Annotated in this window: 29 protein-coding genes and 1 riboswitch; of the genes, 9 read left to right on the top strand and 20 right to left on the bottom strand. The window is 29.6% G+C overall.

Annotated features, from left to right (window positions below; translation table 11 throughout):
* Nucleotides 1-52: 52 nt before the first annotated feature.
* The 5 genes from recJ to DP68_RS14435 all read right to left on the bottom strand — a co-directional run bounded on the left by recJ (nucleotide 53) and on the right by DP68_RS14435 (nucleotide 4,744).
* Nucleotides 53-1,825, bottom strand: coding sequence for a single-stranded-DNA-specific exonuclease RecJ (gene recJ, locus DP68_RS14455; RefSeq protein ID WP_035310718.1), 1,773 nt, complete (start codon nucleotides 1,823-1,825; stop codon nucleotides 53-55).
* A 121-nt stretch (nucleotides 1,826-1,946) separates the two neighbouring features.
* The gene (locus DP68_RS14450; RefSeq protein ID WP_035310716.1) at nucleotides 1,947-2,492 is read right to left on the bottom strand and encodes a hypothetical protein; all 546 of its coding nucleotides are present in this window, start codon (nucleotides 2,490-2,492) and stop codon (nucleotides 1,947-1,949) included.
* 111 nt (nucleotides 2,493-2,603) lie between these two features.
* Nucleotides 2,604-3,647 (bottom strand): ion channel, encoded by a 1,044-nt coding sequence (locus DP68_RS14445; RefSeq protein ID WP_035310713.1) that lies wholly within the window; start codon nucleotides 3,645-3,647, stop codon nucleotides 2,604-2,606.
* A 34-nt stretch (nucleotides 3,648-3,681) separates the two neighbouring features.
* Nucleotides 3,682-3,894 carry a hypothetical protein gene (locus DP68_RS14440; RefSeq protein WP_035310710.1) on the bottom strand — a complete coding sequence of 71 codons (213 nt, stop codon included), beginning with the start codon at nucleotides 3,892-3,894 and terminating at the stop codon, nucleotides 3,682-3,684.
* Nucleotides 3,884-4,744 carry a hypothetical protein gene (locus DP68_RS14435; RefSeq protein WP_035310707.1) on the bottom strand — a complete coding sequence of 287 codons (861 nt, stop codon included), beginning with the start codon at nucleotides 4,742-4,744 and terminating at the stop codon, nucleotides 3,884-3,886. The genes DP68_RS14440 and DP68_RS14435 overlap by 11 nt, the downstream gene beginning before the upstream one ends.
* Before the next feature lie 149 nt (nucleotides 4,745-4,893).
* On the opposite strand from DP68_RS14435, the gene DP68_RS14430 reads away from it, so the two are divergent.
* The 3 genes from DP68_RS14430 to DP68_RS14420 all read left to right on the top strand — a co-directional run bounded on the left by DP68_RS14430 (nucleotide 4,894) and on the right by DP68_RS14420 (nucleotide 7,967).
* The gene (locus DP68_RS14430; RefSeq protein ID WP_035310706.1) at nucleotides 4,894-5,391 is read left to right on the top strand and encodes a GNAT family N-acetyltransferase; all 498 of its coding nucleotides are present in this window, start codon (nucleotides 4,894-4,896) and stop codon (nucleotides 5,389-5,391) included.
* 94 nt (nucleotides 5,392-5,485) lie between these two features.
* Nucleotides 5,486-6,718, top strand: coding sequence for an aminopeptidase (locus DP68_RS14425; RefSeq protein WP_035310703.1), 1,233 nt, complete (start codon nucleotides 5,486-5,488; stop codon nucleotides 6,716-6,718).
* Between the two features lie 616 nt (nucleotides 6,719-7,334).
* Nucleotides 7,335-7,967, top strand: coding sequence for a hypothetical protein (locus tag DP68_RS14420; protein WP_035310699.1), 633 nt, complete (start codon nucleotides 7,335-7,337; stop codon nucleotides 7,965-7,967).
* Nucleotides 7,968-8,093: 126 nt separating this feature from the next.
* Here the strand turns inward: DP68_RS14420 and lgt are convergent, their stop codons facing one another.
* The 3 genes from lgt to DP68_RS14405 all read right to left on the bottom strand — a co-directional run bounded on the left by lgt (nucleotide 8,094) and on the right by DP68_RS14405 (nucleotide 10,041).
* On the bottom strand, nucleotides 8,094-8,849 hold the full coding sequence (lgt, locus tag DP68_RS14415) for a prolipoprotein diacylglyceryl transferase (RefSeq protein ID WP_035310695.1): 756 nt from the start codon (nucleotides 8,847-8,849) through the stop codon (nucleotides 8,094-8,096).
* Nucleotides 8,850-8,904: 55 nt separating this feature from the next.
* A complete protein-coding gene (locus tag DP68_RS14410; RefSeq protein ID WP_052085824.1) occupies nucleotides 8,905-9,543 on the bottom strand; it encodes a DUF3793 family protein in 639 nt (212 codons plus the stop codon).
* 291 nt (nucleotides 9,544-9,834) lie between these two features.
* The gene (locus DP68_RS14405; protein WP_035310694.1) at nucleotides 9,835-10,041 is read right to left on the bottom strand and encodes a cold shock domain-containing protein; all 207 of its coding nucleotides are present in this window, start codon (nucleotides 10,039-10,041) and stop codon (nucleotides 9,835-9,837) included.
* A 292-nt stretch (nucleotides 10,042-10,333) separates the two neighbouring features.
* Here DP68_RS14405 and DP68_RS19720 point away from each other — a divergent pair, with 292 nt between their 5' ends.
* Nucleotides 10,334-10,480 (top strand): hypothetical protein, encoded by a 147-nt coding sequence (locus DP68_RS19720; protein WP_186429846.1) that lies wholly within the window; start codon nucleotides 10,334-10,336, stop codon nucleotides 10,478-10,480.
* 12 nt (nucleotides 10,481-10,492) lie between these two features.
* Nucleotides 10,493-10,654 carry a hypothetical protein gene (locus DP68_RS19715; protein ID WP_291549458.1) on the top strand — a complete coding sequence of 54 codons (162 nt, stop codon included), beginning with the start codon at nucleotides 10,493-10,495 and terminating at the stop codon, nucleotides 10,652-10,654.
* A 164-nt stretch (nucleotides 10,655-10,818) separates the two neighbouring features.
* Here DP68_RS19715 and DP68_RS14400 read toward each other — a convergent pair whose 3' ends face one another.
* The 3 genes from DP68_RS14400 to msrB form a co-directional block, all read right to left on the bottom strand.
* A complete protein-coding gene (locus DP68_RS14400; RefSeq protein ID WP_052085823.1) occupies nucleotides 10,819-11,139 on the bottom strand; it encodes a thioredoxin family protein in 321 nt (106 codons plus the stop codon).
* A 255-nt stretch (nucleotides 11,140-11,394) separates the two neighbouring features.
* Nucleotides 11,395-11,712, bottom strand: coding sequence for a thioredoxin (gene trxA, locus DP68_RS14395; protein WP_035310690.1), 318 nt, complete (start codon nucleotides 11,710-11,712; stop codon nucleotides 11,395-11,397).
* Nucleotides 11,713-11,847: 135 nt separating this feature from the next.
* Entirely contained in the window at nucleotides 11,848-12,297 is a 450-nt protein-coding gene (gene msrB / locus DP68_RS14390) for a peptide-methionine (R)-S-oxide reductase MsrB (protein ID WP_035310688.1), read from the bottom strand.
* 251 nt (nucleotides 12,298-12,548) lie between these two features.
* On the opposite strand from msrB, the gene DP68_RS14385 reads away from it, so the two are divergent.
* On the top strand, nucleotides 12,549-13,907 hold the full coding sequence (locus DP68_RS14385; RefSeq protein WP_052085822.1) for a glycosyltransferase: 1,359 nt from the start codon (nucleotides 12,549-12,551) through the stop codon (nucleotides 13,905-13,907).
* A gap of 180 nt (nucleotides 13,908-14,087) precedes the next feature.
* Complete coding sequence (locus tag DP68_RS14380) at nucleotides 14,088-14,798, top strand: MgtC/SapB family protein (RefSeq protein ID WP_035310686.1); 711 nt, start codon at nucleotides 14,088-14,090, stop codon at nucleotides 14,796-14,798.
* 101 nt (nucleotides 14,799-14,899) lie between these two features.
* Here DP68_RS14380 and DP68_RS14375 read toward each other — a convergent pair whose 3' ends face one another.
* The 5 genes from DP68_RS14375 to DP68_RS14355 form a co-directional block, all read right to left on the bottom strand.
* Entirely contained in the window at nucleotides 14,900-15,454 is a 555-nt protein-coding gene (locus tag DP68_RS14375; RefSeq protein WP_035310685.1) for a hemerythrin domain-containing protein, read from the bottom strand.
* A gap of 19 nt (nucleotides 15,455-15,473) precedes the next feature.
* A complete protein-coding gene (locus tag DP68_RS14370; protein WP_035310684.1) occupies nucleotides 15,474-16,127 on the bottom strand; it encodes a hypothetical protein in 654 nt (217 codons plus the stop codon).
* Nucleotides 16,128-16,346: 219 nt separating this feature from the next.
* On the bottom strand, nucleotides 16,347-18,407 hold the full coding sequence (locus DP68_RS14365; protein WP_035310683.1) for a methyl-accepting chemotaxis protein: 2,061 nt from the start codon (nucleotides 18,405-18,407) through the stop codon (nucleotides 16,347-16,349).
* Between the two features lie 15 nt (nucleotides 18,408-18,422).
* On the bottom strand, nucleotides 18,423-19,004 hold the full coding sequence (locus tag DP68_RS14360; RefSeq protein ID WP_035310682.1) for a TetR/AcrR family transcriptional regulator: 582 nt from the start codon (nucleotides 19,002-19,004) through the stop codon (nucleotides 18,423-18,425).
* Nucleotides 19,005-19,194: 190 nt separating this feature from the next.
* The gene (locus DP68_RS14355) at nucleotides 19,195-20,271 is read right to left on the bottom strand and encodes an aminopeptidase P family protein (protein ID WP_035310681.1); all 1,077 of its coding nucleotides are present in this window, start codon (nucleotides 20,269-20,271) and stop codon (nucleotides 19,195-19,197) included.
* Nucleotides 20,272-20,496: 225 nt separating this feature from the next.
* Between DP68_RS14355 and DP68_RS14350 the strand changes: the two genes are divergently transcribed.
* Nucleotides 20,497-20,997: a hypothetical protein gene (locus DP68_RS14350; protein ID WP_035310680.1), complete on the top strand. Its 501-nt coding sequence runs from the start codon at nucleotides 20,497-20,499 to the stop codon at nucleotides 20,995-20,997.
* Nucleotides 20,964-21,284: a DUF5668 domain-containing protein gene (locus DP68_RS14345; protein WP_035310678.1), complete on the top strand. Its 321-nt coding sequence runs from the start codon at nucleotides 20,964-20,966 to the stop codon at nucleotides 21,282-21,284. The genes DP68_RS14350 and DP68_RS14345 overlap by 34 nt, the downstream gene beginning before the upstream one ends.
* 62 nt (nucleotides 21,285-21,346) lie before the next feature.
* On the opposite strand, the gene DP68_RS14340 is transcribed toward DP68_RS14345, so the two are convergent.
* The 4 genes from DP68_RS14340 to tenA form a co-directional block, all read right to left on the bottom strand.
* Complete coding sequence (locus DP68_RS14340; protein WP_035310676.1) at nucleotides 21,347-22,357, bottom strand: ABC transporter substrate-binding protein; 1,011 nt, start codon at nucleotides 22,355-22,357, stop codon at nucleotides 21,347-21,349.
* A gap of 87 nt (nucleotides 22,358-22,444) precedes the next feature.
* A complete protein-coding gene (locus DP68_RS14335) occupies nucleotides 22,445-23,188 on the bottom strand; it encodes an ABC transporter permease (RefSeq protein WP_035310674.1) in 744 nt (247 codons plus the stop codon).
* A complete protein-coding gene (locus DP68_RS14330) occupies nucleotides 23,185-23,937 on the bottom strand; it encodes an ABC transporter ATP-binding protein (protein WP_035310673.1) in 753 nt (250 codons plus the stop codon). The genes DP68_RS14335 and DP68_RS14330 overlap by 4 nt, the downstream gene beginning before the upstream one ends.
* A 5-nt stretch (nucleotides 23,938-23,942) precedes the next feature.
* The gene (gene tenA, locus DP68_RS14325; RefSeq protein ID WP_035310671.1) at nucleotides 23,943-24,602 is read right to left on the bottom strand and encodes a thiaminase II; all 660 of its coding nucleotides are present in this window, start codon (nucleotides 24,600-24,602) and stop codon (nucleotides 23,943-23,945) included.
* 129 nt (nucleotides 24,603-24,731) lie between these two features.
* Nucleotides 24,732-24,841: riboswitch (TPP riboswitch) on the bottom strand.
* Nucleotides 24,842-24,976 lie beyond the last annotated feature (135 nt).

Genomic DNA, 24,976 nt, shown 5'->3' with positions numbered 1-24,976 from the left:
AACCGGTTAATTTTCCCAAATTTTCTTATCTAACCCTACCTTTTAATCTAACTTATTTACCACTAATTCTATAGTCAACTATTCTTAATTGTGGAGTTATACATCCATTATAATCGTTTAAACTTGGATAAAATATAAAATCCATCTTTAAGTTCTTAGGGTTATCTATAATATCTAAATAATCATCACCAAAGTATTGTTTTATATACTCTTTAAATTCATCTCCCTTTCCAAAACACAACGCATCAATTTTATTATAACTTCCATCAATTTTCAAGGAGAACTTTAAAGTATTTTTATCTTTTCCTATAAAATTTATCTTATATATGTCCACGTTTTTTTCTGCAAATACCGGGGAAGCATTGCCTTTTCCAAAGGGCTCTAAGATATTAAGTTCCTTTATTAAGGAAACGCATACCTCACTAAGCTTCATTCTTCTATCTATAGATATTTTACGAATTAAATCCTCTTTTGTAAGAAGACAGTTTTCATTTAGTTTTCTTCGTAAAAATTCTATATTTTCTTCTTTTAAAGACAACCCCGCTGCCATTGGATGCCCTCCGAATTTATCTAAAAGCTCCTTACACTTTAAAAGTTCCTCAAACATATTATAATCTTCTATAGATCTTCCCGAACCCTTTGGCATGTCTTTACCTTTAGTGAGTATTATAGTAGGTAAATTATACTTCTCTCTTAATCTTCCAGCTGCAATACCTGCTATACTTTCGTGTACATTTTCCTTATATACCACTAGCACCTTATCATTTTTTAGTGATGAGTTTTCTATAATACTTTCTATCTCCTCAACACTTTTAATAGTCATTTCTTGTCTTTCCATATTAAGCTTGTGAAGCTTTATTGCTAAACCTTTTGCAACTTCCTCATCCTCTGTTAAAAGGAGCTCCACTGAAAGCTTAGCAGTTTCAAGTCTTCCAGTAGCGTTTATACATGGTCCTATTATAAAACCTATATGATAAGAATTAATAGTATCCTTATTTATTGAGGTTTCTTTTATTATTGCATTTAATCCCATGTTTTTTGTATCCCTAATAAGTCTTAATCCATTCTTAGCGATAATTCTGTTTTCATCCACTAAATCCACTACGTCACATATGGTTCCTATTGCTGCATACTCTAAAAATTCTAAAACCTCATTCTCTGGAATGTTAAATACTGAATAAAGTGCCTGCACAAACTTAAATGCTATTCCTGCTCCACATAGCAATTTGAAAGGATAAGTGCAATCTAACCTCTTAGGATTTATAACTGCATCAGCACTGGGAAGTATGTAGTTTCTTTCACCATCTTCTTCCTTAAAAGTTAATTCGTGATGGTCTGTTACCACAACCTTCATTCCAAGTTCTTTTGCATAGGCTATTTGATCTATAGCAGATATTCCATTATCACAGCTTAAAATTATCTCTACTCCGTCTTCTTTTAAATGCCTTATTCTCTCTAAGTTCATTCCATATCCTTCAGCTTCCCTATCTGGTATGTGATAAATAAAATTCCCACCTAGCCTTTTTAATGCTTTATATAGTATTACTGTGCTTGTGACTCCATCCGCATCATAATCTCCATATATGGCTATTTTTCTTTTCATGTCTATTGCTTCTTTTATTATATCTACACCCTTATCCATGTCTATCATAAAAAAAGGATTATATAAATCTTTTAAAGATGCATCTACAAATTTCTTTATATCTCGTGAGGTCTTTATCCCTCTATTTATTAGCACATTGATTATAGTTTCATTTACTCCTATCTCCTGTGCTAAAGCTTTTACATTAGAACTAGTACACTTTAGCATCCATTTACTTTTCAAAAAATCACCCCACTAAGATTATATAATAAAATTCTCTTAAAACAAAAGAATAATCTCCAAATCATTAGTCTCTATCCGGTAATTCTATCACCACTAGAGACTAGAAATTGGAGATTAGAGATTAATGACTATTTGTTAAAGCTTCCATATACTTATCACTTTTATATACATTCATACATTCTTTTAAAGTATCCATTCGTCCTGCTATTAAATTTTTTTGAAAATATTTAAGTACTTCTATATCAATAAATTCTGTATCCTTTAACAAATTATATATGCTATTATTATCGAGCTCGTTTTCAATATCCTTGATATCTCTTTTTAAGCTTTTTAATCTATCTAAATTTATTCTTTTAAATAATTGTTTATATAAAATCCCTGAAATAAGTATAACACTCCCCATATACATAAGCATAGTACAAAAATTATATATATATACTTCTGACAATTCCTTATTAAATATAAAACTTACTGTTTTTATATAAACACTGGAATTCATATGCCCAAAGAAAGCTACTATAATCATAATCATAGATATCGCTATAGTTGCCTCCATGACATCTTTACCTTGAGATTTAAGATGCTTAACTTTAGCGTCTTTTGCTTTCTTCTCTTGCAATAAGCTTATTAAGTTTTCCAGATGAATTATCATACTTTCCTTATCCATTTATCTTTTCCCTTCCCCCTATATTAATTATTATTTCATATATAAATATATTAAGGACCTTTCTTTAATATACGAGAAAAGAGATTGTTTATAATATCATAATTTCACACTTTAACTTGATATCTTTTTGTAAAATACGGCCGTCAAAACTGCTATATAGATTACCCCTATAAGCACTTCTATCATACATAAAATCATACTTATAGGAGTAGATGGGGATATGTCTCCAGAACCTAATGTAGTAAAAGTTAATACACTTAAGTAAAAGCATTGAATTAGTTTAGGTGCATTTTTAATCATCTCAGAATTTATATTTACTTGTATTCCCGTGATACTATATAATAATCCAAAAACAAATATAGTTAAAAGAGCTCCTGATAAAATTTTTCTTAGTTCTTCTCCATCTCCAAATAATTTATGAAGTGAATAAAGCCAAACTTTATTCATACCTTTAGAAGCCTTTCTTTGATATCTTCTATATTTTAAGTAATACTCCACTGCCTCTGAGGTATATCCCTGAACCTTTAAAAATCTATAAATTTGATAAAGTATATGAATATTAGATTTTAAATTTTCCTCATTATCTATAAAGATAAATGTAGTTTTGTCGTTTAACACACATTCCACAAATTCTGCACTTATAATGCTATTGTAAGTAAATTTTGTAGAATAAAGTTCACAATTAAATATTTTTAATGCATCAAATTTGTTATTTAATATTTGGCAGCTGGTCAAGTTACACCCCTCAAAATCAATGCCTTCAGAAGTACACTCAACTATTTTTATGTCTTTATTGTTACACTTTATAAAATTCACATAATTCATAATGCATTTCTTAAAGGAGCTAGTACAAGAACTTACAGAATAACTCATTAAATCAAAGCTTTTGGATCCCTGCTCAAAATAACATTTTATAAAGTCTGTAAAAATGAATCTACTTTCATTAAAATAAGTTCCTATTATTCTACATTTATCAAATCTTACATTCTCAAAAGTACAATTTATCCATATTATTTGCGCTAAATCCACTCCTAAGAAATTACATCCCTTAAAGATAGTATTTTCAACTATCTTATTAAATCCCGTATTAAAAAGTTCATATATATCTTCCATAGTACAATAGTTCTTTTCAGTTATAACTCTAACTTCTTTCATGAATATTTCCTCTTCCGTTATAAATTAATACATTTTATTTTTCATTATTATTACTATTTACATTATAATAATCTAAGACTTTTTTCAATTGTAAATTATTATTGCTTTCTACGTCTATTCTTTTTTCTAAATACTCCAAGTGCTTTCTTTTCCTTGCTAATTCTTTTAAAATAATATCTAATATATCTCTTATATCATTTAAAAGCCTATCTATGGACTCATATACTTTCTCATTATCACGAGCCATTTACCTCTTCTCCCCTTTTATGTTTTTCTAATAGTTCTATATCACATTTCCATGCCGCCACAGCTTTAACATATCTTTTATTATTTTTTCTCAGCTCTACAAGATAATTTAAAAGACTCAATATATTATCAATACCAAGCTCTGGAATAGCCTTGTACAAGAGTATCTGTTTTCTTTCTTCTTTATTTAATTTAGATACATTGTATCCTAGTTTATATAATTCACTTTTCTTATTTAAGCTATCAAAATAAGCATTATCCTTTGTGAAATTATCTTTGTTCTGATCTTCTTTATATAATTTTCTTTCTATGTTTACATTATCGTTAGGCTTAATCTCATTTTCCTTTGGCGTACCTATTTTTATAACGTTTTTCCCTATTCTCTTTTGAATTTCTTTTTTGAATATATTATTTATATAATAAAGTTTGCATTTTGTACAATATAAAACAGGACATTCAATAAACGCTGAAGTACTTTGTTCATATTTATTTTTAAACAATCCAAGCCATACAACATCTAAATATAGCTCCTCCTGACATTTCTTGCACTTTTTATTACCTTTTCCTATATAATCAATACTCCATAGTTTTGTGCAATTATTTATATTTTCAGTTTTTGTATCTATTATTAAATCTTTTTTTAAAGGATGTATTTTTACTTTAGATAAATTCTTTTTTAGCGACTTTTGTTCCTTTAATATTTTTATAAGTTCTGTCTTTTTTGCTTCTATTTCATAATCCATGCGAATTAATTTGCTTTTTAATGCTTTTATATACTTTTCTAAATACTGCTTAAGTTCATTAATACCATAATCACTCTTATTTTTAGATTTATCTTCTTTATCATTCATCCCCTTCCCCTCTTTTAACTTTCTATAATATTAAAGTATTTGAAATTATTAATTTTAAGTACTATTTTCAAGAAAATTGTACTCTCTTTTCTAAATTGTGGTATTATAATAGGAAATATATTTTTTATTATAAAAGGCGGGATACTAAATTGGTTAGAAAAGCACATTTAAAAGACATTGAGGAAATTTCAAGAATTGTAGATATAGCTATATCTGATATGCATTCCTATAATAACTTTCAATGGGATAAAAATTATCCTAGAGACGAAGATTTTAAAAATGATATATATAATGGAGAGCTTTTCGTTTGTGAGAGCAATAATGAAGTTGCTGGCGTTGCATGTATAAATTTTGATGAACCTGAAGAATATAATACTTTAGCTTGGTCTTTAAAAAAGCCTTCCATGATAGTTCATAGAATGGCCGTTAATCCTAAATTTAGAGGATGCGGTATTGGGTTAGAACTTATGAAATTTGCAGAACTCTTATCACTAGAAAAAGGTATAAACTACATGAAAATAGATACAAATTCGTTAAATACAAAAGCTCAAAACTTATTTAAGAAATGTGGATATAACTTTGTTGGAGAATTTACCTTTAGCGGAAAAGAAGGAACTTTTTATTGCTATGAAAAAACTTTAATATAAATAATAATTAAGACAGCATCTCAATTAATTGAGATGTGGTGATTTATAATGAAATTATAAATTTCTATAAATCACACAGGAAAGGAGTATGTAAATGGTAAACAATGAAATACTTAAAAAATATGCTGCCTTAGCAGTAAAGGTTGGTGCAAACATTCAAAAGGGGCAAACTTTGATTTTAAATTCTCCTATCGAATGTGCATCTTTTGCAAGACTGATTGCTGAAGAAGCTTTTGAAGCTGGTGCTAAAGACGTAGTTATGAATTGGAATGATGAGCTTTTCTCCAAAATAAGATATATGAAAGCTCCTGATGAAATATTTGATATAGTACCTAAGTGGCAAAAGGAATTTTATACTTCCTACGCAAGAGAAGGTGCTGCTTTTTTAAGTATATCTGCATCCGATCCTGAAGTTATGAAGGACGTGAACCCTGAAAGAATAGCTAAATTTCAAAAATCTAGAAAAATAGCATTAAAAGAATATAGTGATAGACTTATGAGTAATAAAAATAGTTGGTCTATAGTATCTGTTCCTACTGAAGCTTGGTCCAAAAAAGTTTTCCCAGGAGTTTCTACCGAAGAAGCTATTAAAAAAATGTGGGATGCTATATTTACAATTGTTCGAGTTGATAAAGAGGATCCTGTAGCAGCATGGGAAGAACATAAAAAGAACTTAGAAAAAAATATGAAAGTATTAAATGATTATAATTTTAAATACTTATATTACAAAAATTCTATAGGAACAGATTTAAAGATAGAGCTTCCAAAAGATCATATATGGCTTGGTGGAGCCGACCAAACTCAAGATGGTGTTGAATTTATTGCGAATATGCCTACAGAAGAAGTATTTACTCTTCCATTGAAAACAGGGGTAAACGGCACTGTTGTAAGTTCAAAGCCATTAAATTGTAATGGGAATTTAGTTGAAAACTTTTCTATTACTTTTAAGGATGGAAAAATCGTAGATTTCAAAGCAGAAGAAGGCCATGATTCTTTAAAAAGTCTTATAGAAACAGATGAAGGCTCACACTATTTAGGTGAAGTTGCATTGGTTCCCTATGATTCACCTATTTCAAATTCTAATATAGTATTCTTTAATACATTATATGATGAAAATGCTTCATGTCACTTAGCCATTGGAAAGGCTTACCCTGTATGCTTGAAGAACAGTGAGAATATGAGTGAAGAGGAATTAAATCAGGCAGGAGTTAATAACTCTTTAGTACATGATGATTTTATGATAGGAACTTCTGACTTAGAAATTATAGGTGTAACTTATGACAACAAAGAAATACCTGTATTTAAAAATGGGAATTGGGCATTTTAAGGATATTGCGACATTTTTAATGTTGAATCTTTCGTATAAGATTTGCATTTAAGAAGGCGTTCACTACGTAAAGAAGTTCTAATATTTATGAATTTGAAGCACCTAAACTTTTTAAACTCGCTATCGCTCAGACAGTAAAAAGTTCTTTACGGTTCTTTAAATTCATAAATAAAGAGCTTCTAATTACTTGTTCAAAGCCTTCTACAATGCAAATCTCATACTAAATTCAACATTAAAAATATCTTTATGTATACTGCTGAAGGAAGAAATTTCGCTTTGGCGAAATTTCCTTTAAATTGACAATTATAAAAGGGCTAGTAAGCCCGCAGACCGATAGATCGTACGATATTAAGTATTCTATTTTTATCAGAAATCTTTTGTTGTACTACCTTATCTTTAACTTGTAAATTTTTTTATTTATTTAATGTAAGTTCTTGTAACGTTAAAGATCTTTATGTGCTAATTCCTAAAACATCTTAGAAATTCAGTTAGCTGAATTTCTTCCTCTAGCAGTTCACATGAAAAACTTTTTTAATGCTCTGGAAGCATAGAATTTTCATCGTAGAAGACATTGAATGAGCCTTATAACGGCTTGTTTATAAAAGGTGGTGTGAAAATGAAAAAACTTTTAAGCATATGTGTTATTTCAGCAGCAACTATATTTCTGCTTTTAGGCTGCAGTACAAAATCTGGAACCACTAATACCATAGAGAAAAAAACTAAAGACTCTATAGTTGTTGTTAAAAATACTACTCCTGAAGAAGCAATCAGAAATTACTATATGTATCAATTAGATGGCGACTCAGAAGAATTCAAATCATCTATATATCCTTCTGACGCTACAAGTATCAAATTGTTAAATGCAAAATCTAAAGCTTATGATATAAAAAAAGTATCTTTAAATCTCATACATGCAATTGATAAAAGAGACACTCTTTCTGTAGCTCTTTGTTCCTTTAAAACTTCAATGAGTAATATTCAAGAAGAAAAGCTAGATTTTGAATTTTTAAATTTACTTAATAAAAATGGATCTTGGTATGTTATTACTGATTTGAATTCCTTAAATTCTAAAGATCAAAACACCCTACAAGACATGACAACTAAGCTGAGTGACAAATCTCTTCAAAGTGAAGCTGTTCAAAAGATTGCTGAGACCCAATTAAAATTTGATGATAAATATAGTGATTTTCTTAAAAGTTCTGGAAAGAAGCTAGAAGATTACATGAAGAAAGAAGGAATAATACACTAAAAGGAAATTGCATTGCAATTTCCTTTTTAATATCTAGTCTCTATTCGCTAATCCTAGTAAAATTTCTACTGTATAGAATAACTAAAAAGTTATCATTATCACTGGATAGTTAAAACAACCACTGTATTAATCTCTTCGTTTTTTTATGATTACTAAAATTACAATTGCAATAAGTATTCCTATAAGGCTTACAAGTTGGGCAATTCTTATAGGTCCAAACATTAAACTATCTGTTCTAAGCCCCTCAATAAAGAATCTTGCTAAAGAATACATGCCTATGTACGTAGCTAAAGCCACTCCATCCTTACTTTTTCTTTTAAGCAAATATATTAAAATAAAAAATACCATCAAATTCCACAGTGACTCATACAAAAATGTAGGATGATAATAACTTCCTTCTATAAACATTCCCTTTTGAATAAATTGAGGAAATTTACTTATAAACTCATAAGTTACCTCACCCCCATGTGCTTCTCCATTAAAGAAGTTCCCCCATCTACCTAATGCTTGAGCAAAAATCAGCCATGGTACTGCTGCATCTGCATATTTTATAAAGCTTAAATTTTTATTTTTAGTGTAAATCCATGCAGATAAGAATGCACCTATTACTCCTCCATGTATTGCAAGCCCTCCCTCTCGTATGTTAATAGCCTCAAAGAATGTATCATAATCATTTAAATTAAATAATACATAATATAGCCTGGCTCCAATAATAGCAAAAGGTAATGCAATAAATACTATATCTTGCATCTTTTCGTAATCTATACTTTTTAACTTACACGTATACTTTGAAAATATAACTCCAATAAGTATACCTGTAGCAATAAATATTCCATACCATCGTACATCCAACCCAAAAATATTAAACGCTATTGGATTCATTTTAATTCCCCCTTCAGATGTCCTTCTCTTATACAACTTATTATTATATCATATATTAATGTACAAATAATGAATTTTTTCTTTGAAGTTCCATAAACTTCTTAAATTTTTTAACATCCATTTTATCATAAGTTTTTATAAAATCTATGACCTTTTCCTTTGCCTTATCATAAGCTATAAATGTGTCTCTTGCTTCCTTTTCATTATAATATACCTTCCAGTATCCACATAACAAGCAATCTTTATTTTCTCCACAAATAAATACTTGAACATCTTTTAATGGAATCCCTAAAAATATGCCCATTTCATGAGGGCAACACACCTTAAATCTATCCCTCAAGTGATTTAAATACTTAGTTAAATTATAAAAGTTATTGTACCCAAAGTTTTTTAAAAACTGCATATTTTCATTATTAAAAATAATCTTTTCTAGTTTTTGTTTTTCATAAAACAAAACTGTACATTTCTTATCATCTTCTGCTAGTTCAAATGCTTCTATATCCATAAGCTTAGTATATTCATTTCCATACTTCTTCCAAAGCTTGTATAAGTCTCTATCATCTTTACTAAAAGTCAACATTGTGGAGGGCTTATCTTCTAATATACTTGGAGCAATGTGATAGCTTATTGTAACATATAGCAAATCTTCTTTATTAAAAGTTTTAATATATTCTACTTCATCTCTTTTGCACATAATTTCTACTCCTTTATAATTGATAATGAACTTCATTATTAATTATTATAAAATATATATCCACACTTCCCTTGTCAATATTATTTTTCCACAGTGTAACACTTTTTACCCTTAAATCATAAAATAAAATGGAGATTCCATAAGATAAGTTAATAAGTGATAAAATAGATTACTATATGATATTCATTTAAGTCTGATGTTGTTAAATAAATTGAGCAACGCTTATTTATAAATTTATCTTACTTTTATAAAAAACTTCGTAAGTTTTACGAAGTTTTTATCTAAAATTACTTATTCAATTTTTTGTACATTAATTGCTGCTGGACCCTTTTCCTTTTCTACAACATCAAACATTACCTCTTCACCTTCGTGTAAGTCCTTATCATGGGTTTTTTCTTTTATTTGCATATGATGTACAAACACGTCTCTTCCATCATTTGCAGATATAAACCCATATCCCTTATCATTGTTAAACCATTTAACTACACCAGTAAACATAGTAAATTACCTGCCTTTCTACATTAACAATTGTAAGTTTTCAGCTTTAATTTTTGCATATTTTATATTATTTTTATATTTTATTAATTGTCTTTGCTTTATTATTATTCCTTAAAGTACATTCTAGTATGTATGATTAAAATTGGCATGCCTAAGGTTTCATTAACTAGACCTGGGATTTATAATAAAAAAGCAAATTTTATTTAATTATATATATGAAATTTTCTTGTCTATTTTTATGTGTTTTTTGGTATCCTAATAATATAATCACTATAAAGGAGGTTAAATTAATATGGGTTTATTTTCCTTATTTAAAGGACATAAAGAACCGCCTACATTTAACGTTGTAGTTAAACCAGAAGTATTAATAGACTTAAAAGAAGCCTTAAGTACTTCAAATAAAAGCGCTGTGAGAGTTAATATGGCTGGTTTTGGCTGAGGAGGCCCTAATTTGAATGTTGTTCTGGATGAGCAGCAGCAAAATGATATAACTGTAGAAAAAGATGGTGTGAAATTTGTCATTGAAGAAAAACTTGCTCGCATTGTTGGGCCTACTGAAATAGTAAAATTAGGAAGTAACTTTGTTATTAAAAAATCTAGCAGCTACTGCTAAGTATTAGATTGATTTAAAATTTTATTGTTGGTAATTTAATAAAACTTAATGCTATTTAAATTTGTATATTTGTAATTAAAAAATCTCTAACTACTACTCTCTAACCGCCATATTTAAAATTAGTTAAAGACAATTATCGGCTAGAGAGTAGAAACTAGAGATTTTTAATTAAGATTTTCGTGTAAAAAGTTTTTCAAAACTTCCTCAGTTTGAGGATTTATATATTCATTCACTTTTTCCCCATCCTTAAAAATTATAACCGTTGGAATGGTATTAACATTGTATTCTTTAGTAGTTTTTGGACTCAAATCCACATCCATTACAACAAATTTAACCTTACCTTCATATTCCGCTGATACCTTATCAAATACTGGAGCAAATTTTCTGCAGTACGGACACCAATCCGCGTAAAGTTTAACTATTGCTGGTATATTGGAATTTAAAACTTCTTCTTTAAAATTATCATCATTTACACTAATTACCATAACATTCCCCTCCATATATATTAAATTTTTAAAATTACTATATCTAACCTCGTACATATTCCTTATTATATTTTATCCCATAGCCAGCATATAAATCCACAAAGTTCATAAATGTTTATTATTTGTTAATAACCTCTATTAAGTTAACGAAATAAAAAGAAAGCCTGCACTTGCAAACTTCCTTTTTATAAGCGATTGTTCTATATCAATTCATTAAATCACTTATGGATTATTAATAATATTTATCCATAAATATTATAGGTGCTTTTCTATAGCTGCTTTAATAGCATCCTTAGGTCTAAATCCAACTAAAGTATCTACTGCCTTACCACCCTTAAATATCATAACAGTAGGAATACTTGCTATTCTAAACTGACTAGCTGTTGCAGGATTTTCATCTACATTTACTTTAACAAATTTAGCTTTACCAGCTAATTCTTCTGAAACTTCATCTATTACAGGTGCAAGCATCTTGCATGGGCCACACCATACTGCCCAAAAATCAACTACAGTTGGAATATCAGATTTTAAAACTTCTTGTTCGAAACTATTATCTCTTACTTCTGTTACCATTTTCAATACCTCCGTTATACCCCTAAGGGGTATTATTTATATTACTATTCTATGCTAAATTTATATTTTAGTCAACTACTTTTATTAATTTTTCCCTTATTATTTTTAACTTTTCAACTAATAAGAAATTGTCAATTATTTAAATAATTTTAAGTACTGTCCATAACCTTCTTCTTCAAGTTTATCTACTGGTATAAACCTTAACGCTGCACTATTTATACAGTATCTAAGCCCACCTTTATCTTCAGGTCCATCTGTGAATACGTGTCCTAAATGAGAATCTCCATATTTACTCCTGACCTCTATTCTATGCATACCAAAGCTAAAGTCCGCTTTTTCCTTTATATTTTTCTTTTCTGCAGGCTTAGTAAAACTAGGCCAACCACACCCTGAATCAAATTTATCCTTAGATGTAAAAAGTAGCTCTCCTGAGACTATATCTACATATATGCCTTCTTCATTATGGTTCCAAAACTCATTTTCAAAGGGTGCTTCTGTAGCATTCTTCTGGGTAACATCATATTGAACCTTACTTAATTTTTTTACTTCCTTTTCTTTATTAAAATTCAAGCAATTCTTATCCATTATCATCCTCTTATATTTAAATATATAATATTCAAGTGATAATATTAGCTTTAAATTATCACCTATATATATGATACCACAAAAAAATATTTTTATTATTTTTTAAAATAAAGTTAACATCCTTTCTTGATAACTACATATATTGTAAAGATTATCTATATTACCTCTTTCCTTGACTGTACTATAGACTATTGATATAATTACACTATAATTGTCGCTTTTTGTAGAATATTAATTATTGAGGTGAGATTATGTGTCGAAGTATTTTTTCTCATACTCTATATGACTTCAAATACAATTCTTTTAAGAAAGATAGGTATGTTAAAGTTAATACTAAGTTTTTTATAAGTAATTTTTTTGCATTTTTATGGATGACATTTTCTATAATTTTATCCCTCCCATGGCTTAAAGATCTTTCAAACTTAATAACTTTTCCTGTCGCACTATTTGCAATAGGAGGACTTGGATATATCCCTGGATATATAAATATGTTTGTTTTAATAAGTTTATTATTAGACAGACAACCTAGGTTCAATAAAAGAAAGTCTATAAATGAAATCACAATAATTATAGCTTGTCATAATGAAGAAAAAACAATTGCAGATACCCTCTCATATATCCCAAAGCAAGACTTTGAGGGAACTATTAAATTAATTGTAGTTGATAACGCTTCTACTGATAATACATTTAAAGCAGCTAAGCATGAAGGTGAACGGCTTGGACTAAATATTTTAGTTATACAGGAAAAGAAGCCTGGAAAACACAATGCTTTGAATACAGCTTTAAAATATGTTGAAACTAGCTATTTAATAACCTTAGATGCTGATACTATTTTGCATAAATCTGCTTTGAAACATCTGATATCTAGAATGGAATCTTCTCCTTCCGATGTTTGTGCGGTAGCCGGAACTGTGCTCACAAGAAATAGTCGCTATAACTTTCTAACCAAGCTTCAAGAATGGGATTACTTTCTAGGTATTGCAAGTATTAAAAGATTTCAAGGTCTTTATCAAGGTACACTAGTTGCTCAAGGCGCTTTTTCATTGTACGAAACAAGTATAATAAGAAGTATTAACGGGTGGCCCAACGCCATAGGAGAAGATATAGTTCTTACCTGGAACATTTTAAATAATAATAAAAAGGTTTTTTTTGAACCACTGTCTGTTGCATTTACAGATGTACCTACTAGCTTAAAACACTTAACTCGCCAAAGGAGCAGATGGGCAAGGGGTATGATCGAGGCTCTAAAACTTATAAAGCCTTGGCATCAGCCTGTAATGTATATCAAGTATTTAACTACAATTAACTTTATTATGCCTTACTTAGATATTGCATATACATTTTTTTTCATCCCTGGATTAATACTTGCCCTATTTGGTAATCATGCCATAGTTGGTGTAATGACTTTATTTGTACTTCCTTTAGCACTTCTTCAAAACTATGTACTGTATAGATATCAACGAAATGTATTTAAAAGTCTTAACCTGCAAATTAGAAAAAACTTTCTAGGATTTTTAGTTTATGTACTAGCATATCAAATGCTTATGAGCCCTATGTCATTAATCGGATACTTCCAGGAGATTTTAAAGCTGAGGAGAGTTTGGAAATAATAAACTCTTCTCTTTTCTATTTTAAATGCTATACTCATAATTTCTGTATATTTAGAGCATTATTTAGTACATATGTTTATAAATATGTTGATTTTATTAGCTAAAAATGGGAAAATAGAAAAAATGCCTAATAATCTTCATCATACAAAACTAATTAAACAACTTATAGGAGGGCTTTAAATGGATTTTAACAACTTATATATACAAATTATTGTAAGACTTTTTCTTGCTATAATAATTGGCGGACTTATAGGGTACGAGAGAGAATATAAACAACGTCCAGCTGGTTTTAGAACCCATATTTTAGTTTGCATTGGCGCCGCTACAATTTCAATAATCCAAGAAGTAGCTGTTCATGACATGACAAAGCAGATAGCAGCAAATCCCGCTCTTGTGTCATCACTTAAGGTAGATATAGGCAGAATGGGTGCACAAGTTATAACTGGTGTTGGTTTTTTAGGTGCTGGTACTATAATTCATGAAAAGGGTTCTGTAAGAGGTCTTACTACCGCTGCAAGTATATGGACTGTAGCATGTATTGGACTCGCTATTGGTCTTGGATATTATTTTTTAAGTATTGCTGCGGCAGTAGGAGTATTTTTAGTATTAGTTAGTCTTAAAAGATTTGAAGTGAAATTTTTAGACAAAAATAAAACTATAAAAATCGAACTACAATATTTAAATAATAGGTTTGTACAAAAGGCTGAAAGACTTTTTAATGCTAGAAGTATAGAAGTTACATGCGTGTCATTTACCACTGACGAAGAACTAAACTATCATAAAGCATTTTATACCCTCTCCACGCCATTATCGATTTATCCATCTTCACTAATACAGGATTTATGTACTATTGAAGAAATCATATCTGTAAAGGAATATGAGGAAGAATAACCATATAAAGCAATAAGATATTACTGCTTTACTTTAATTTGTTTAACATAGTTACTACAATAATACAAAACGGAGCCCACATAACGGGGCTCCGTTTTATATTATTGCACCTTTTTTTCTAATTCTTCTAGTAAGTCTATATACTTTTGTTGTGTTTTACTTTCTTCAGCAGTTTTCTCTACATTTATGCATTCCTCTTCAACTGCCTTTTGTTCTTCAGATGATAATGCTCTTTCTGCATATTTATATATAACTGTATCTTCCTTTTCAATATGCCTTTTTAATAGTTCTGCATAAGCTATAGCATTAGCTATTACATCAAGTTTAGCTTCATCATTACCCTCTTTTAATTCTTCGAGAGCTTCTTCTAATAATTTTATATGCATTCTTCCTAAGTCATGCTCCATAAGCATTCCCATTATAGGTCCACTTTGGGTTGCTCCACCCATTTTTTCACTTAATCTATTAAATAGAGAATTTTCTTCCTTCATATGGTGATGTTTGTCTGCATAATTTCTAATAAAATCTATTATCTTGTAAAAATCGTTGATATCAACCTCTTCATTTTTTAACACTTTATAAGAATATTTTCTTACAACATGAAGCATTCTTATTATATTTTTATGTTCACTCATCATAAGCTCAATAGCATTCATAATAATACCTCCTTTTAAATTACTTTCTATATATTGTATTTAATCTGTGTCCATTTTCATCTTTTACTTCATATGCATATTCGTCTGAAAGTGCTTCTACAAATGCACGAGTCCATTCTTCTCTTAATGCATAAAAGTTTGAAACGTTACCCTGTACTTGGTTCCAGTATTGTGTATGAAGACAAGTTGTTGCAAACCAGCTAAATGCATCTTTAGTATTTTCAGAAACCTCGTTTACACGATCACAAGGCATTCCTTCTAATATATAGTTATTTATAACATTAAATATTTCATCTGGTGTCTCAAGTGCATATTCTCCTTTGTGTTTTGTACCTGCTTCTGTACCTTGAGACTTATATATATTCTTTAAATCTTCCTTGTAACTTTCTCCATTAGCTGAATCTATAACCTTAGTTATTATAAATGCCTGTCTTAGTTCTGCTCTATTTATTTTATCTTGAAGCCATCCATGAATATTTGATGTATCTATTACATCTTCAAGGGCTACTTTTCCTACAGGAGCGCCAAACTTTTCTATAGATTCTTTTTCCCATTGTAGCATAGACAAATCTGATTTACCTTTGCCCCAATCTATTATTTCCTGTTCTAAAGATTCAAACCACGCTATCTTATCAAATAACCAATAATGTATTTTACCTAAAAATTTGCTCATATTTATATTCCTCCTAAAATTCACTTGTTAAATTTATTTTCTCTACTAGTATTTTCTTAATTCTTATTTTATATGTTATTAATTTAAAACTCGGTATCCTACGTTACCACTTTGCAAAAAACTATACCTTTTAAGTAAATTTTATATTTTATTTTCAACTAGTATTCAAAAAACAAAATACTTCTGAGTGTATATTAATATACCCTCAGAAGTATTTTGTTATAATTTAAAATTCTTTACAATATTATTAAGACTTTCTGCAAGTTCAGATTGTTCTTGTGAGGCTTTTGCTACTTCCTCTAATGCAGCAGCTGTATCATTGGTACTTGCAGAAATTTCTTCAGAGCCTGCTGCTGTTTCTTCTGCAGTTGCAGATACAGTTTCAATAGCACTACCTACCTGAGTCATAATCTCACTCATTGATTTACTTGCAATAGCTATCTGCTCTGATAAGGCATTTATAAATTCTGCATCCTTTTCATATTGCTCTCCTGTATTTAAAAGAAGTTCATTATTAGGCTTAACCTTATCCTCTATAAATTCTAATACATCTTGAGCATTTTTAGAAAGGTTATTAAATGCCTCTTGCACGTCTACTACTGTATTTTGAATAGCTGATACTGCCTCCGATGACTTTTCTGCAAGCTTTCTAACTTCATCTGCAACTACTGCAAATCCTCTTCCCTGTTCCCCAGTTCTTGCAGCTTCAATTGCTGCATTTAAAGCCAAAAGATTAGTTTGACTTGCTATATCTGAAATTGACTCTGCCATCATCCTAACTTCCTCTACAATTTTCCCCTTCTCAATAGCTTTAACAATATCAATTTGTTTTTCTTCGTAAATTTTCGTTGCTGTTTCTATAGATTCCTTACCAGTTTTCTTTATTTGCCCAGCACGTATTTTAATTTCCTTTGAAGCTTCACTGCCATTGTCAGCTTTTTTAGAAAGCTCATGAGCAGTAGAGGTAATTTCTTCTGTAGAAGCATTTACCTCTTCCGCAGTAGAACTTAAATCCTGAGTCCCCCTTGATATTTGGTTAATAGCCATATTTACTGCATCTACCTTTGAAAAAATATTATCAATAGTTGACGAAAGTTCTACACTAGATGTACTTAACTTTTCCGAACCTTCATTTATTTCAGTTATCATATTCTTGATATTTTCCTGTGCTGAATTCAAAGACTTTCCAAGGCTTCTAAGCTCATCATGAGACTTTATATCTAAACTATGAGTTAAATCTCCAGTTCCTAAAGCTTGTCCAAATTCTAAAATCTTTTTGATGTTTTTACTAATATAAGACTCAAATAATAAAATAATAATTACTATTAGTACTATAGATATTAAACTTATAAATATTAGCTTATACATCAAATTCTTTAAAGGACTATACAGTTCACCTTTTGCTATCGAAATTCCAAGCATCCATCCTGTTTCCGCTATAGGTGCATAATATACAATATTATCCCCATTAATATCTGAATACTCACCTACAGACTTTTGTTTTGATGCCATCTTTTGCCCAAGCTCTGCTATACTTTTATTTTCATCTTCTTTTATATTTATTTTCATTATTTTTGAAGCATCTACTCCCGCCATGTATACTCCATTTTTGTCAAGTAAGAAGGCCCTTCCTGTACTTCCTATTTTTACTTCGTCAATGAACTTTTGAATATTTGTTAAATCTATATCTCCTGTGGTTACACCTAAAAGTTTTTTGTTATTATCATAAAATGGAACTGTGGTTGTAACCATTGTTATTTTTCCAACTTCATCATAGTATGGATCTGACCATACCACTTGTTTGTCAGTATTAGTTGCAATTTTATACCATTCATAATTATGATAATCATATTGTTCATTATTATATTGATCCGTATAAACTATATTATCTTTATCTTTATAAACATATGGTCCAAAATATTTCTTATCTTTCTCATACATAAAAGGTTCAAACCAAACTCCAGCTCCAAAAGTAGCTTCATTTATTGCTGTATACTTTTTTAAAATTGATTGGTATTGTCCCTCTGTCATGATACCACCTACAGATTCAACTGTTCTTGCAAGAGTATTTGGAATTCTACTGTGATTTGTAAGATTTTTTTCTATAGATTCAGCTATATAATCAATTTCAGAATTCATTTTCGAATCAATTTCATTATTTATTATACTCTTGGAATTTTGATAACTTAAAACAGATAAAACTAACATTGAGATTATTACACATGGTAATACAGTAGTTAGTATTCTTTTACGTATTGAAGTAAATTTAAATATTTTCATATAAGTCTCTCCTCTTTAGTGCTTATTTTCTATAAGTGTCCAATAAAACATCCAATGCTTTTCAATTTCATCCATAGTAATTATTTTGTTTGTTACTGTTATTTGAAATAAAAAACAATCAACAAATTTATAAAAAATATCCTCATGTTCTTGTATTGGGAAATCCTTTATAATACCTCCCTCTATGCATCCCCTAAATATTTCCTTAATATGAACATTAAATTCACTGGAACTTTTTTGAAAAATATTAAGTACCTTTTCTCTCAACTCATCTGGGGGAAACATTACGCTTCTAAGTAAAAAAATTGTTCTTTGCTTGTCCTTTATATAGGCTGTTACATAATGCCTATATATATCATGTAATATATCCTTATACGATTTTCCCTCACTGCTTATTATGATGTCTTTAACTTCTTTTAATATTTCATCCCAGCCTTCTGTAAATACCTTTAAAAAAAGTTCTTCCTTTGAACCAAAATGTGCATATAAAGCTGCAGGCGTTATTCCCAAGGATCTTGTAATATCTCTTACAGAGGTTCCTGAATATCCTTTCTTTGAAAATAACGTTATTGCTGCTTCTTTAAATTCAACTGACAACTGTATCATCCCCTAACTTAACAAACGTTTATTAATTTATAATAATATAATTTTTTCCAGATTTCAATATATTTCTCAATAAATTTTCTTAAAAATTATGCAATTCAAAAATAATTGTAATTTATAAAAAAAGAAGCTTGCATTTGCAAACTTCTTCTAGTTTTCATATTTAATTAATAAAAATCATAGTTTATTCTATTCTTTGGGCATCTTTTGTAAATCTATTTAGCACTTCACAGCTTTCCTCCGTTACTAATACTAAATCTTCAATTCTTACTCCTGCTTCTCCTGGAAGGTATATTCCCGGTTCAATGGAAAATATCATACCTGGCTCTACTATGTCTGTATTTACTGATGACACATCCCCTAAATCATGTACATCTATACCTATAGAATGACCTGTTCTATGAGTAAAATATCTACCATAGCCTTTGGATTCTATATAATCTCTTGCCGCTTTGTCTATATCACAAAACCTAACTCCTGGTTTTACCATACTTATAGCTCTTTTATTAGCTTCTAATACTATATTATATATTTCTTCTGATTTTTCAGGTATGCTTTTATAAAATACAGTTCTAGTCATATCTGAACAGTATGATTTATATTTACATCCTATATCTATGATTACGCAGTCCCCTTCTTTTACCCTTGAGTTATCACCTTCATGGTGAGGATCTGCTGCATTTGCTCCATAAGCTATAATTGGTTCAAAGGAAAATCCATCTGCTCCTATTTCCTCATATATCTTTAATAGTCTTTGACCCATTTCTTTTTCTGTTAATCCTTCAGGTATTATATTTATAAGTCTTTCTATAGCTTCATCATTTATCTTTGAAGCCTTTCTCATAAGTTCTCTTTCTTCTTCATCCTTTTTCATTCTTATTTCATCTATAATATTTGATCCATTTATATAACCCTTAGCTGCATTATGCTCCATTAATTTCAATAAAAATTTAGCCGGCCAGTTTTTATCTATACCAATTACCTGATCCTTATTTATATAATTAGCTAAAAGTTCTATACTATCATCTGTATCTTTAAACCAAACCTTTTCCACTCCTAAGTCATCATATACTGGAAAAAGTTCATTTATAAGCAGCTTATGATTTCCAGCTAAGTTTATGTAAAGTGCAAGCATTCTCTCTCCTGGATGAATCCATTTTCCTGTTAAGTAAAATATAGAAGATGGATCTGTTACGATAAGTTGTTGTATGTCTTTTTTCCTCATATCATTCAATACTTTTTCTAGTCTATTTTGTTTCATTTCTTAATGCCCCCTTAGTTAATTTATACTTTTAGTTTACCACAAAATATTATTATCAATTACATTAATATACCATTAATTTTATTTTCTATAATAATTCTAATAATTCCTTCTACAAGCTTATACTGAATAAACTTAAGAAATTTTTAATATTTATATTTTCTTTTATTTAAGAATTAAGTCTTATAGTATTGATTAGAAAGAAAATTTTAAGGAGTTGTTAAAATGCAAAATAATAAATCTTTAGCAATGCTATTTTCATTAATGCCTGGGGCAGGTCACATGTATATAGGGCTACAGCGAAAAGGAATTCAAATTATGGCATCATTTTTCTTAATAATTGGGTTAAGCGACTGGCTTCGTATTTCATTTACTATGTTTTTAATTCCAATAATTTGGTTTTTTAGTATATTTGATGTTCGAAAGCAATTGATTTCTGATAAACCTATTTCAGAAGATGAAGGCATCAACTTTGTATGTAAAGGTGATGAAGTAAAATTAATAGCTTATGGACTTATAATAATTGGTGCTTTATCTATGATAAACAGAGTAATATTTCCATCATTAAATATATATCTAGATATGAGAATTGAAAATTATATAAGAACATCTATAGCTTCTATTTTATGTATAGGTATTGGAATAAAGCTTCTATCAGGTAAGAAAACTAAAAAAACTGGAGGAGATAAGCCATGCGCCAATGGACAACAGGATCTTTTACCTTAGGAATATCTTGTATATTTCTTGGCATAGTTCTTTTTTTATCTCCTTCTCAAGATATACTAACCCTTATAAGCTTTCTTAAATGGTGGCCAGTACTTTTAATACTCTTAGGTACAGAACTTTTAATTTCAAACTCTATGTGCCTCTTTTCCTCAGAAAGATTTAAGATAAAAGGTATTAGTATCTTTTTAATACTACTAATACTTTGCATTTCTGCAGTAAGCTGCATACTTGTAAGCTTACCACAGGACGCTTGGATAAGTATTCAGCACTCACAAAATACCTTTTAATAAAATAAGCAGTAAGTAGTTATATATTATATATACTGCTTACTGCTTATTAATTATATATACTATTTAGAAAGTAAGTCTACATAAAAGTCCTCTGCTTTTACTTTTTCTTTAAGCATTCCCTTTTCATATAACCAGTTCATATTGTCTTCCCAAACTTTCTTATCTTGAGTGGAAAATGGACTATCTTTTAACTCCATCTTTGGAAGTAAAGTATTCATACTTTCCTTTTCTACAGCTTCTATAAGAGGAAAATTATCCTTTTGTTGATTCTTTAATAATATACTTAATGCCTCATCTGGATTTTCCTTTGTAAAATTAAATCCTTTTTTGCATGCCTTCATAAATTTCTTTAAAGTTTCAGGCTTTTCTTTTAATGTATTATCACTTGTAACAAAAAGTAATTCATAATAGTTAGGTACTCCATACTTAGATGGATCAAAATAATTTATTTCATGTCCTTCATGTTTCATAACAGGAACTTCATGATTTATAAGTCCCCCAGTTGTTGCATCAACTTTTTTTGTAATCATCGCAGATAAAAGCTCAAATCCTACGTCTATTACCTTTACTGAATTTGGGTCTCCCCCATCTTCTTTCACCATTGTTTTAACATATTCTGTATTTAATGGATTCCCTGAAAATCCTATAGTTTTCCCTGATAGGTCCTTAGGAGAATTTATCCCCTTCTCTTTTAAAGCTATTATTACATTTAGAGGTGATTGCACTATAGATCCAATAGATTTTACAGGCACTTTTTCATTAGCTCTTGCAATTATAACATCAGGTTGATAGTATATTCCAACTGTTGCTTTTCCTGCTGCTGGTAGTGATAGTGGATCTGTAGGATTAGATGGAAATTTAATATTTACATTTAATCCTTCTTCTTTAAAATATCCCTTTTCTATAGCTGCATATATGAAACTATGTACTGCATTTGGGTACCAATCAAGTACTAAATCCACCTCTTCTAGCTTATCTGCCTCATTTTGATTAGATTGTTTACTACTACATCCTGTCATTACTAAAAGTAAAAATGCTAATAATAATGATAAATACTTTAACTTTTTCATAGTTTACTCCTCCTTTTAGGCTCTTAAAAATATGTTATCATCTAATTGATTATTTTTTTCAAGATACCTTAAATATAAAAATAAAGGTTATTCTCTATAAAAATCCCCTATTATTTTATTTTCTAAAATATTAATTATCCAAACTAAGACTATTGCTACAAGCGATAAAATCATTATTGGAGCAAAAACTGCCGCACCATCTAATTGAGTCATCATTCTTTTGCTAAAATATCCAAGTCCCGATTGAGCTCCAAGCCATTCTCCAATTGCAGCACCTATTACGCTTAAAGGTACAGCTATTTTTAGTGCCGAAAAGAAATATGGCAGAGCATGAGGAAATTTCAACTTAATAAAAATCTCCTTTTTACTTGCTCCAAAGGTTACCAAAAGCTCTTCCATTTCCCTTTTAGTAGAACGGAAGCCATCATAGGTATTTACAACTATAGGGAAAAACGTAATAAGTATAGTTACTACAACTTTACTCCAAATGCTGTATCCAAACCAGAGTACAAATATTGGCGCCAATGCCGTTATCGGTATAGTTTGAGTTACTACTAAAATAGGATATATTGCTTCTTCAATTCTTTTATTTAAACTCATAGCTATGGCTAGCATAACTCCTAAAACTATTGATATTAAAAGTCCTATGAAAGTAACTAGCATTGTAGCAGGAAGATGCACTAAAAAAAGAGGTTCCCTAAGCTCCCAAGTTTTCATTAAAACTTTAGTAGGAGATGGAAGTATAAACATTGCATTTATATATCGTGCAATAATTTCCCAGGTAATAAAAAAGAAAATTCCTACAATTGCTGATGATTTATATTTCTTCATAGCTCTACCCTCTGCTTTAATTCATTTATAAGTTCTTCTTTTATCTCAAGTATTTCCCTATTGCTTAAAGCATGTCTATCTCTTGGATAATTAAGAGGAACTATAACTTCCTTTAACCTTACAATAGGCTTTTCTGATATCACAAATATCCTATTAGATAAAAATAAAGCTTCTTCTACGTCATGAGTTATAAACAAGATAGTCTTTTTTAAATTAATCCATTGACTTAGAAGCCATTCCTGCATAGAAACCTTTGTAATAGCATCTAAGGCACTAAAAGGCTCGTCTAGAAGCATTACCTCTGATCCTGTAAGTAATGTTCTGATAAAAGAAACCCTTTGTCTCATTCCTCCCGATAGATCCTTTGGATGTTTATCTTTATACTCATTTAAGCCAAAAATCTTTAAATATTCCTCTGCCTTTTGTCTAGCTTCTTTAACATTTCTAGAACCTACTTCCATCGGTAATGAAGCATTTTCTAAAATCGTTCTCCAGGGTATTAATAAATCTCGTTGGGGCATGTACCCTATATGGCCATGTAGGTCTTTAATATTATTACCACCTAATAAAATATCTCCACTAGAAGCTTTTTCAAGTTTTGAAATCAATCTAAAGATTGTACTTTTACCACAACCACTAGGCCCTATTATACTTACAAAATCTCCTTTATTTATCTTAAAGTTTAGATCTTCTATAAGAGTCTTTGAATCATTTTCATATTTAAAGTTCACATTAGAAAACTCTAACATACTGATTACATCTCCTTGTTATAAGCCATGTCCCAAAACATATACTCATATTTACTTGTGTTCACAAATATTTCCTCTAGCTTTTCAAGCTCCCCTTTTGGTAGATCCTTTGCCAGGTCATCTACTAAGTCTATTACCCAGTTAGTTAGCTTTATATAATCCTCTGAAATATATCCTCTTATCCATTCTCCATAGAACTCGTGATCTACAGCTCCTGGAATTTTACTTAACTGTCTTCCAATCTCTAAATAACTCCACATACAAGATAATAATGACACAGTAAGATCTGCTAAAGTTCCTCTTTGAGATACAGAAAGCATATAATTAGTATAGGAAATATTAGCAAGGGATGCCTTTGTATCTCTAATTTCCTCCTGAGTAATTCCAAGTCTTCTCATATAAGATCTATGAATACTCATTTCGCCATTTAATATTCCATTTACCATAGTGGCAAATCCTTTCATTACCTCTTCAGTATCAGCCTTAACTATACCCAGAGCATAAATTTTTGCATAATCAATAAGATAAATATAATCTTGAATCATGTAAAATTTAAATTTGTCCACATCTAAAGTTCCTTGTCCTATACCATCTACAAAAGGATGTTTGTAATAAGATTCCCAAATATCTTCAACACTCTTGTATAAACTTTGTGAAAATTTCATTATTAATCCCTCCATTGCTCCTTTTAGTCGTAACACTTAATATTGTAAGACTAATAATTTTAAGGATCTTAGAAAAATAAAAAGGTACAAATCTACAAAAGAGATTTGTACCTATATCCTCAAAATATATGTATATGTAAAACCTCTTCCTACGCTGGAATTATCCAGTTCAGGTTAAAAGGGTCTAAGAATTTCGTTCTTACTCTCAGCCAGCAACACCAGCCCCCCCGGGATTTTTTATGCACTTGTTGTGTTTCACAATATGTAATACTATTAAAATCTAATCTTACATAAACTGCTTTTCACCTTAATCTTACAAAGTCATATTACCACAATAGCTTAAAAATGCCAAGACTTTTTTAAGTGATTAATAT

This window comes from Clostridium sp. HMP27 (assembly GCF_000765165.1).
Taxonomy (GTDB): domain Bacteria; phylum Bacillota; class Clostridia; order Clostridiales; family Clostridiaceae; genus Clostridium_AK.
Note: the sequence above shows the minus strand (reverse complement) of the source record. Positions and strands in the feature narration are given on the sequence as shown.